This window comes from Citrobacter sp. A316, from assembly GCF_002042945.1.
Lineage (GTDB): Bacteria > Pseudomonadota > Gammaproteobacteria > Enterobacterales > Enterobacteriaceae > Citrobacter > Citrobacter portucalensis.
Genome location: NZ_MVFZ01000013.1, coordinates 157549 through 166365 on the forward strand (window position 1 = coordinate 157549; position 8817 = coordinate 166365).

Below are 8817 nucleotides of genomic sequence, written 5' to 3' on the forward strand. Positions count from 1 at the left end.
GGTTCAGTGTTGGTTCAAAATGAAAATAAAAAACCTTATAAAACAACGATAATTACAAATTGAACCAACTGAACCAACTGAACCAACACCTAAACTACGTATGTGAAAAATTATTCTTCTTGCTGTCCGTATTCCTCTGGCTGGTAACTCAGGACATACACGTTAAATTGCCGTCCCTGAATGCGTGGCGATTTCCTTTGGTACCCGCGCCCGCTGGTGGGCGGGTTGAGCATTCCTGAGCTTTTCAGGACTTCAGCAAACTGTTTAGCATTAAATCCCTTCGCGATTTCCTGCTCAAAGGCCGAGGGGAAAGTGTAGAAAATCATCGGGCTTTCCTCGTGTTCCCCTCTCTGTCGATACCCGGCAAGGTCTTTTATAGGCAGATCTGCAGGACTGTATGGGAATGGGGCGAACCGGCTCAGGCCATGCGCATTTAAAAACGCTTCTGTCTGCTCAATTATTTGCTGATGCTCTTTGTTACCTGTGCCGAACTCTCTTACCCATGCGTTGTAGCTGTGCTGTATCGCATCACGGCAGGTCTGAGCGTCCCACCCGGTAACAACCTCGCCCAGCAATAAAGCGGCCTCCAGAATGGCAAAGCGAGCGCCTACACGGTGTACCTGTTCGCCATAGTCGGCAGGTATCAGACTGCGCCAGCGCTCCTCGCACTCACGGACAGTATCAATAGCCTGTTGCTGGTGGTCTGCCAGCCACTTAATCCACTCTCTCCCGGCTGCGCCGTGGTGGTGTTGATATGCGTCTTTCAGTGCGTCAGCATGCTGCTTGCCGTTCTGATGCTCATGAAAGCGCACCGCCTTACTCAACGGAATATTGAGCAAGCGAACCAGTTGGCCTGCTTTGGTTTTGCGTCCGGCGGTGGCGATGAAGGTCTCTAAATCCATCTCGCCTGTACTGATGGCAACAGTGCGCCAGCGTTTTAGATCCCGGTTCCCGCCGTCCTTAGCTCCCTGCAATTTACCCACGCCGTTAAACAGCGCATAGGCAGACTGTGAGACGCTTATAGGGTCTGAACCCTGTCCAACTTCATCCAGTGGCATCAGTCCGTCATTGTGGGCGGCGGCTTCGTTTGCCAGCCCCAGAGCTGTGCCGTACCACGTCAGGCGGAGTAAGTCTGGATTGCCGTATAAGCTACTTGCCACGTTCGCCGTAGTGGTCTTGCCCGCGCTCGATTGTTCATAAAAGTGGATCCCGAATCCATCCGCGCCCACCAGCCCGATTAACGGAGCTGCGAGAGCTGCGCCGATCCCGGTCATCATGGAATAGTTGCCGAAGGCCAGATGTGCCACTCCATCCCGCCAACTACCAGTAGTACCCTGCACGGTATAACCGGCGGCGGCAGAGCTTCGCCCATTGAACAAAACGGGGTGCGCTGGCGTACCAATGATTTCCCCGTCGGGCATAATGTACGCCCCACATTGCCAGCCGGTAGCGTGAGCCACGCGCCACAAATCACGGGAACCGCTGCGCTGTAGCCAGTCAGCCAGAATAGCCCGTAGGCTGCTTTTGGTCGTGACGTTCACCCCTCCTGCTTTCAGGGTGCGCCAGCCTTCACGCTCACCAATATCGGCCAGGGGGATTGCTGCGGTAGTCGGGATATCTGCGCCAAAGGCCAGCCAGCGAATAATCAGGTACTGATCTTTGTCGTCTCGCCCGGTGCCGATAACTTCCAGCGGTGAGCACAACCAGCTTTCATTGTTGATAATCTCCCCGCTGTCTTTATCCACCTTTGGAGACACGTAGAAAACGCCATCATCCCGGCTTTCAATGCGGGGTTTTAATGGGTCTTTATCACCCGGTTCACTTACCGTGATCTTACCGTCATCAGGTAAATCCATTGCCGTAATCTTACCGTTGGCGGGACAATTTCTTGTTGTGATCTTGTTGTCCTGAGTTTCCGCCTGCGGCTGATATGCAGATTCTTTAAAAGCTAATACAGACGCTTCCAGCCCGTTTTGCTGATGGTAGTCATTCCAGTCGGCTTTATTGCTTGTCGGAGGCAGCGATACCGAGCCCGCCACTGATAAGACGGCTTTTTCTGCAGCATCCCTCCCTGTATTGGGCTGACCGTCTTCGTGGCGGTCGTTATCTGCGGCGATAATGATTTCTGCGTCCGGGAGTTTCCGGCGCATCACTTCCGCTACGGGGAGCAGGTTGCCAGCGTCGATTGCTGCCACTGTCAGCGCATCAGGGCACATCAGGTGAACCGATAATGCCGTTGCCAGCCCTTCAGCAATTAAAACGCTCTGCGGCGATTCTGGTGCGTTTACGGCGTGATATGCTCCGCGCTTTGCTGAACCGGTCAGGAGTCGCTTTTCTCCCATTGGCGTAATGGTCTGCGCGGCAGTTACAACGCCGGATTCGTCCACCAGCGGCAGTAAAATTGATCCATCGGTAAGAATGGTGAAGGTGAATCCACTCAGCCCTTTAGCAATAAGGTACTCAGATTCGCCCTGCGCGGCATTCTGACACATCCCATCAAACAGGCGGGTAAATGTTGCCCGGCGCTGCGTCGCGTCATTTTCTGCCCGCTGCTGGCGCTCCTGCTCGCGTCGTTGGCTCTCAGCCTCCAGTTGCTTCCGCCTCTGGCTGGCTTTCGCTTCGTCCTGTTCCTCTGCCCGGGAATCAATACCCAGCACACCAGCGGCAAGCTTCGCCGCTTCTGTGGTGTCGCAGTTGTTCACCTTCTTAATCAGGTCTAGGCCGTCGCCAGCGCCGCACTGGTTGCAGATGTGAGCGCCGCGCCCGTTATCGTCGAACCGGAAGCGATCCGTCCCGCCACATGCGGGACATCCTGCGTGGCGGTGAGGCGAGTCGGGAACATCGATATTCAGGCCAGCCAGCACATGAGGCCAGTTGTTAGCTGCGGCGCTGGTCACTTCACGAATAAGGTCGATATTACGCATTATTTCCCCCTACCGTTGCGCCCATGTCGGCAGTCATACTGGTCCACGCGCTGACCCCTTCATACGTAATTCCCTCAGCATCAACGCACCGGGACAGATACGCGATCCCGATACTTTCCCATTGTGCCGCCGGATAATGCTCTTTGAGTGCCCCCAGTGCGTAACCATCAACAAGGTCACGTATCCCTTTGATACCGCCGATAACCTCCACGCGAACAGCCTCACCATTTGCGTCAATCATGAAATAATCACCGCCGCTGGTCGCTGTAATATGGTCATACAGCGCCGCCGCATACTGGTTAGCCAGCGCATTCAGTCGAAAGTTTTTAGTAATCATGCTCTCTCCTCAGTGCGCCACTGGCGTTTCAGGCCAGCCGTTTACTTCCAGATCGTTAATAAAGTGATCGTGTAGCTCTGCCAGTACCTCACGCCCGAACGGCGTTAGCTCGCCCAGCTCAACATCCAGCATGGAGTGATAGAAAATAATTATATTCTCCGTCCCTTGCTCAATACCGTAACGCTCGAGCATGGCTCCCTCGATGTTGTTTGCCATCGCCAGTCTTTCAACTGAGGGATATAGCGGAATTGTTGTATCTCCATTGGAATAAAGGGCTGCCCATGAGGTTGTACCGTCTAAATCAGTCACAATGGTTGTGCCGTTCTCGCGCTTCATTTCTGCAATGAATGCGGCAGCAATCAGCCAGCGCCACATCTCCAGATTGTGCTGTGCGGTGTAGTCGAACCATCCAACGTTGCCACCTTCTGCTACAGCAAGATGTATCGCGAAACCCTTATCCAGATTGTTGTCGTATTCGCCCACTACCAGACGCGCCACGGCGCACTCATAGCTGATCAACTCAACATGTTCAGAAATCCCGGCATCATTGCGGGTCATGATGTTCACTCCTTCCGGAGTGGCTTCTGCGCGATAGTTCATAGTCCTCTCCATCAGTGAATAGCCCGGTTATCAGGGAACGCGCCGGTAACAGCCATAGTGACAAAAGCATCCAAAAAGCCGGTGATTTGTCTCATGCCCTCGGCAGACAAAATCAAGCCACCATCCTCAGGGGAATTTGTCACCATTGCCCGGTAGGCTTCTGTGCAGGCAACCCTGCCCTCATCACCTCCCAAAATCTGCAGAAGTTGCGTTTCCACTAGGCACATAAGCGCATTGCGCACATTCCTCATCCTCAGAGGCACAGGGATCCCGCCCCCTGCGTAGGTGTAATATTTATCCTCACCCGGCGTGATGCTTTCTGACTCGCAACCGTTTTTAGCAAGTTCACGGATGAACATGCCCGCTACCAGCCACCGCCACATAACAATCTGCTGGTCCATATCGGGATCAACCCAGCCACGTTGATGGGCCTCGTTTATTTCCTGTAAAGCCTGATAAGCATCAATCGGGCAGGAATCATATGTGCCGTTCTCAAACAAACTGATGACGTCCGAGTAGGCCTGCAGCTTCCCGTTGATAATTATTCCTTCAGGAATCGCTTTAATCTCATTCATGCCTTGTTCTCCCGGTAATCACGCATCACATAGTCCGCCAGCTGGCTTTCTGCCTCGTTCATCGCCTCTGGAACGCCATGCAGTAAAGTGAGAATTGAACCGATAAGGCGTGTTAATTCTGGACTTGGGCATTGTGGGGTTCTTTCCACCCACATAGATAAAACGGCCTGTGCCTGCTCAACCTGGCGGGTAGCATCAATAAGTTGTAACTGGCTCATGCTCTCCCCTCCGCATCAATACGGGCAATATCGATAATCGTCAGGATTTTGTTTAACCAGCAATTCAGTACTACCCCCTGTTCTTCGTCGAGTTCGGGAAGCAACTCCGTCATCACATGAGCCAGACCTGTACGGGCGCGGTTCATTCGTTCCACGGTACGCTCGGCGAGTGCGAATGATTCGGGGTAGGGATGTTCACGAGCTAGCATTTCTTCGGCATTCAGTTCCGCCGGGTGGCGATAGATTGCGTTGATATTCATGCTGCGACCTCCATTTCCTGATTTATTTTTCTTTGCTGTACACAAATGATTTTTCCAACGCTCCAGCCATTGCTCTGCGCTTCATGGTTCATTTTTTGGATTGCGTCACTGGGGCTGGTGGCGTTGCCATACCATGTCACTGGGATCGGTGCGCCCGCACGGTCGAAACAGTTAACTAACACACGGTACTTATTCATTCTTCACCCTCCAGAATTGCCAGCTCACAACGCGCCTCATTGACCAAACCAGAACACGCATCAATAGCGTCTGAAATATCGCAAGGCTCCATTTCTCCGGCTGCGTGGCGGACAGCAATCAGTACAGCGGAAGCCTGCTCTATGGATCTGAGGGCAATAGCAATGCTGCTTTTCAATGGTTTTTTACGCATGGCTCCCCCCGACAACTGGCAGGCGGGCAGCCAAAGAGAGAATGAAATGCGGGGCTAAGATGCTGCGAGCTTCGCGCTCAGTTCCAGCCTCAACAGATAGGCGGCATGGTTTAGCCTTTTTGTCGTGGCGGTTGATAGCGAGAAAACGCCATGTGAATTTTTTAAGGGTGTAAGAATCCCGCCCTTGCGGGTGTGTGTTATGATCGCTCATAGCTACCTCGTTACTGTAGATAACGCTGGTGGTAAGAAGCTCGGTAGATGTTAGCGCATCTCCGGGCTTCGCCATTTTTTGTACTTCCTGTGCCTTACCTGTGGATAAGGTGTTTAAACACTTTAGTGTGAGAATAGCACTATCGTCAAGCCCTTTGTGTTTAAACACTTCCTGTTTTTTAAACCCTCCTGTATGCTCAGCAGTGTTAAAACACCAAAAGAGAGATTTCTCAATGGCAACAGGACACAGAAACAATAAATCTGCATACAAAGGCATCCGATTCCCATATGACCTAGTCGAATCGATAGATGCCAGCATAGAAAATGAAAAGAACGAAAACCCTACAGCCAACTTCTCAGCATGGGTACTAGACGCCTGCAGCCGTAAACTAAAATCAGAACACCGTAAAAAAACGAAAGAAGACCAGAAGGGCTGACATACGAAAATTGCGCCCCCGTGCGCTATGACGTCAGATAAATCTTCTCGTACATGCGCACTGACCGCAAAATTCACCGCGTGGTGACTTCCGGCAATAGCAATCCAGTTCATACCACCAGCCAGCAGGGGGAATTTATTCCCCACAGTCGGCTTTTTAGAGGTGATTATTTCTTTGTTTGAAATGTCATCATTTGTCGTCATTCCCCGTGCGTGGATGTCAGGTTTTGTGAGGTTCAGGCTAAGTTTTGCTAAGCCATTAACCATAACAATTGATAACAGGCAGCCGTTCGTGACCTTGGGTTTTATAAGGTTCTGAGGGTTAACATTTGTTAACAGGCCAGCCAGGAGAAAACCCTTGCTCTGGACGGTAGCCATCATTGCGCCACCTCCCGGAATTCTTTGGTAAAGCGTTCCAGCGGCTGTACGCATTGTGAATGATATCCGTCACGGTAGAACGTCACGCGGTTGGACGTAACGCTTTCAACCGTCACCATAGCGCCGTGTGCGTCCTTAAAGCGCTGCTGCGGGCGTGGGACGCTGGTGGTCTTAGTCATGAGGAACCTCCAGATGCTTTGCCATCCAGCGCTGTGACAGGCGGGTTAATTCTGCTTTGCGCTGATCAAACTCCATGCCCATATCGATCAGCGTGATGTTGGTATTCTCAAGGTAAGCAAGGTGCTCAAGTTGCTCAGCGTTCATGCTGTCGCGCGGCTCACCTTCAACCCCGTTAGCCTGCGCCCACTGTTTAGCCGTCATGCCACCCAGAACAATGCGGGAAAGCATGTTGCTCTCATTGGTGTAGTGATGGCGCTGGGTGGCTTTACCTTGCTCCATTCGCGCCAATTCAAGCGCTTCACACATAGCGGTGAAACGACCAGCCGCATTGATGCGAGCTTTAAGATGCTGGCGGTACCGGGCGGCAATCTCCGGTACGCTGCGCTGTAGTTCTTCCTCGCACTGGATGAAGTAGCGGCGAACGGCTCGGCCTTGTTCGTTACGCTCGAGCATTGCGATTTCTTTGGCGGTGCTGATAGACAGCAAGTAATCCTTACCCGGCCTGCCTACAGCAATCGGGCTGCAAGCCGCGCCAGTAGGGGTTTTCCCCAATTTTGGGGAAATTGCCTTGTTAACGATGTAATCACTGCCAATAGCAAAGCCATAATCAGTAATACGGTCGGTGATCCACGTTGAGAAATCTTTGCCAACACCGAGCGCTTTATGCAGATCTCTTGCGCTCACAATATTGGTTTGACGCCCGCCAATCAGACCTGAATTAACCGGCACAATGGCGGCAAAGTCGTTATTGATAATTACGCCCTGGCCTACGTTAGATTGTGGGGCGGCCTCCGAAGTGAATCGGCTTTTTTCGAGTTTCATATTTCAGACTCCGTTATGCGGCGGTGAATGCTTCCGGGTAGAGGTTGAGAATGTCGGTTATTTCAGGCTGAGTAAGTCCCTGATAACCACATGCGGCAGCGTTGCTGTTAACCAACTGGATAACTCGCATCACGTCACCACGGCTTACAAAGCGGTAGCGTAGGTGTGAGCCAATGCCATCCGGGTTTTTTTCGTCGATACGCTCAAGCTGAATATCGAGGCGGCGCTCGATTTCAGACGCATAGTTGCGGCCAGAAGAAAGACGGCAGTAGCGCAGAATATCGTTCTCTGTCCATCCCTCTACACCAGTGCGCAGCATATAGACGCGGGCACGATGCTTTTTCGGCGTGCGCTTCATCTGTTGAATAGAGTGGGCTGGTGGCGTAACATCAGATCCGCGAATATCTGAGTTAGCCGCCTGCTGTACTGGGCGGTTTTTCTTTTCCATTACGCCACCTTCCCGCGGCGTTCTGCCAGCCAGTTATGAATCTCTACCGCGTCAAATGCGGTGATCTTTTCACCTAGTTTTACCGGGCGAGGAAGTGAGCCGTCACGTACTTTGCGGTCGATAGTAGATACGCTAACGCCCAGCAATTCAGCTAAGCGAAAGCGTCGTATATAACCTTTGGTGGGGATGGTCTCTATGTTCATGCTTCTCGTAACCTCTTTTTGATTCTTGTTGAGTTGTTACGAGATACGATAGGCACAACTGATTGTAATGTATCGGAGTTATCAGAAAACTCCCCGGAATTATCATAATTCCGTTATCGACTGACTCCTCCTCTTCGCAACCATTCAATCAGCGGCTTATCATCATCCGGGAATGGTAGTCCATTAACTTTATTGTTGGCTTTAGCTCTCAGCTGTGAAACGCTGCCGACTAGATCATCATCAGTTAAGCCTATGCCTTTAAGTAAGGCGACAATAAGCTCTGCCTGTTTTGCTGTTGTTCTGACTGGTTTCTCTATCATTGTTTCAGGTGATTGAGGTTGGCTAACCCCCCCATTTATGAGATTTGGTATATCTCTCCCAATAGAGTTGTATGCTTTTTCAATCTGACACCTAGTAACAAAAATATCGTTTGCCGTGATTGTTGCAATTGGTTTGACTTCTGCTTCATTTAGCAAGCCAGATGAGTAAAGGTGTTCTGTTAATGGATGAGCCATAATCACGTAGTCATCACTGTCAAAATCATCAGCGCTTAATGGAACATCTGCTTCTTTAAATGAGAGGTTGAAAGCTGTGAATGAGATTTCTTCATTATTTTTTAAGGCGCTGAAAAATGAAGGAGGCAGGTAACCTATTGATAATGCCCAAAGCCCGGAAAGATATAAAATTGGTTTCTTTAACCCAGGAATGTCTGTTACCGTACAGCAAGCACCGTCTGGTAATCATCTGATGAATTCGACAAAGTGGTGTCCACCAAATAGTGGTGGGAACCAAAATGTCAGATATGCACAAAAGTATGACTCCCGGCAGGCGTAAGGGC

The 8817-nt window shown here is 51.2% G+C and carries 15 protein-coding genes; 1 reads left to right on the forward strand and 14 read right to left on the reverse strand.

The window, feature by feature from the left end:
- Positions 1 to 110: 110 nt before the first annotated feature.
- From BZK41_RS16875 to BZK41_RS27765, 9 genes are read right to left on the reverse strand one after another with little or no spacing between them, the layout of a single operon-like run.
- The gene (locus BZK41_RS16875; protein ID WP_079938908.1) at positions 111 to 2924 is read right to left on the reverse strand and encodes a TOPRIM and DUF927 domain-containing protein; all 2814 of its coding nucleotides are present in this window, start codon (positions 2922 to 2924) and stop codon (positions 111 to 113) included.
- Positions 2917 to 3261, reverse strand: coding sequence for a hypothetical protein (locus BZK41_RS16880; RefSeq protein WP_079938909.1), 345 nt, complete (start codon positions 3259 to 3261; stop codon positions 2917 to 2919). Before BZK41_RS16880 ends, BZK41_RS16875 begins: the two co-directional genes overlap by 8 nt.
- Before the next feature lie 9 nt (positions 3262 to 3270).
- Complete coding sequence (locus tag BZK41_RS16885) at positions 3271 to 3873, reverse strand: hypothetical protein (RefSeq protein WP_079938910.1); 603 nt, start codon at positions 3871 to 3873, stop codon at positions 3271 to 3273.
- Entirely contained in the window at positions 3873 to 4436 is a 564-nt protein-coding gene (locus BZK41_RS16890) for a hypothetical protein (protein WP_079938911.1), read from the reverse strand. The genes BZK41_RS16885 and BZK41_RS16890 overlap by 1 nt, the downstream gene beginning before the upstream one ends.
- Positions 4433 to 4654 carry a hypothetical protein gene (locus tag BZK41_RS16895; RefSeq protein WP_079938912.1) on the reverse strand — a complete coding sequence of 74 codons (222 nt, stop codon included), beginning with the start codon at positions 4652 to 4654 and terminating at the stop codon, positions 4433 to 4435. The genes BZK41_RS16890 and BZK41_RS16895 overlap by 4 nt, the downstream gene beginning before the upstream one ends.
- Positions 4651 to 4914 (reverse strand): nicotinic acetylcholine receptor subunit beta, encoded by a 264-nt coding sequence (locus tag BZK41_RS16900; RefSeq protein WP_079938913.1) that lies wholly within the window; start codon positions 4912 to 4914, stop codon positions 4651 to 4653. The genes BZK41_RS16895 and BZK41_RS16900 overlap by 4 nt, the downstream gene beginning before the upstream one ends.
- Complete coding sequence (locus BZK41_RS16905; protein WP_079938914.1) at positions 4911 to 5111, reverse strand: hypothetical protein; 201 nt, start codon at positions 5109 to 5111, stop codon at positions 4911 to 4913. Before BZK41_RS16905 ends, BZK41_RS16900 begins: the two co-directional genes overlap by 4 nt.
- On the reverse strand, positions 5108 to 5302 hold the full coding sequence (locus BZK41_RS16910; RefSeq protein WP_079938915.1) for a hypothetical protein: 195 nt from the start codon (positions 5300 to 5302) through the stop codon (positions 5108 to 5110). The genes BZK41_RS16905 and BZK41_RS16910 overlap by 4 nt, the downstream gene beginning before the upstream one ends.
- Positions 5295 to 5831, reverse strand: a complete 537-nt coding sequence (locus BZK41_RS27765; protein ID WP_348637445.1) for a host cell division inhibitor Icd-like protein — start codon at positions 5829 to 5831, stop codon at positions 5295 to 5297. The genes BZK41_RS16910 and BZK41_RS27765 overlap by 8 nt, the downstream gene beginning before the upstream one ends.
- Here BZK41_RS27765 and BZK41_RS16920 point away from each other — a divergent pair.
- Positions 5746 to 5949, forward strand: a complete 204-nt coding sequence (locus tag BZK41_RS16920) for a YlcI/YnfO family protein (RefSeq protein WP_079938927.1) — start codon at positions 5746 to 5748, stop codon at positions 5947 to 5949. The two genes, BZK41_RS27765 and BZK41_RS16920, sit on opposite strands and share 86 nt — an antisense overlap.
- A gap of 376 nt (positions 5950 to 6325) precedes the next feature.
- Here BZK41_RS16920 and BZK41_RS16930 read toward each other — a convergent pair whose 3' ends face one another.
- The 5 genes from BZK41_RS16930 to BZK41_RS16950 form a co-directional block, all read right to left on the reverse strand.
- On the reverse strand, positions 6326 to 6505 hold the full coding sequence (locus tag BZK41_RS16930) for a DUF4222 domain-containing protein (RefSeq protein ID WP_079938916.1): 180 nt from the start codon (positions 6503 to 6505) through the stop codon (positions 6326 to 6328).
- Positions 6498 to 7328 (reverse strand): antA/AntB antirepressor family protein, encoded by an 831-nt coding sequence (locus BZK41_RS16935; protein ID WP_079938917.1) that lies wholly within the window; start codon positions 7326 to 7328, stop codon positions 6498 to 6500. Before BZK41_RS16935 ends, BZK41_RS16930 begins: the two co-directional genes overlap by 8 nt.
- Positions 7329 to 7341: 13 nt before the next feature.
- Positions 7342 to 7776: a hypothetical protein gene (locus BZK41_RS16940; RefSeq protein ID WP_079938918.1), complete on the reverse strand. Its 435-nt coding sequence runs from the start codon at positions 7774 to 7776 to the stop codon at positions 7342 to 7344.
- Positions 7776 to 7979 (reverse strand): AlpA family phage regulatory protein, encoded by a 204-nt coding sequence (locus tag BZK41_RS16945; protein ID WP_002436689.1) that lies wholly within the window; start codon positions 7977 to 7979, stop codon positions 7776 to 7778. The genes BZK41_RS16940 and BZK41_RS16945 overlap by 1 nt, the downstream gene beginning before the upstream one ends.
- Positions 7980 to 8092: 113 nt before the next feature.
- A complete protein-coding gene (locus BZK41_RS16950; protein ID WP_079938919.1) occupies positions 8093 to 8494 on the reverse strand; it encodes a hypothetical protein in 402 nt (133 codons plus the stop codon).
- Between the last annotated feature and the right edge of the window lie 323 nt (positions 8495 to 8817).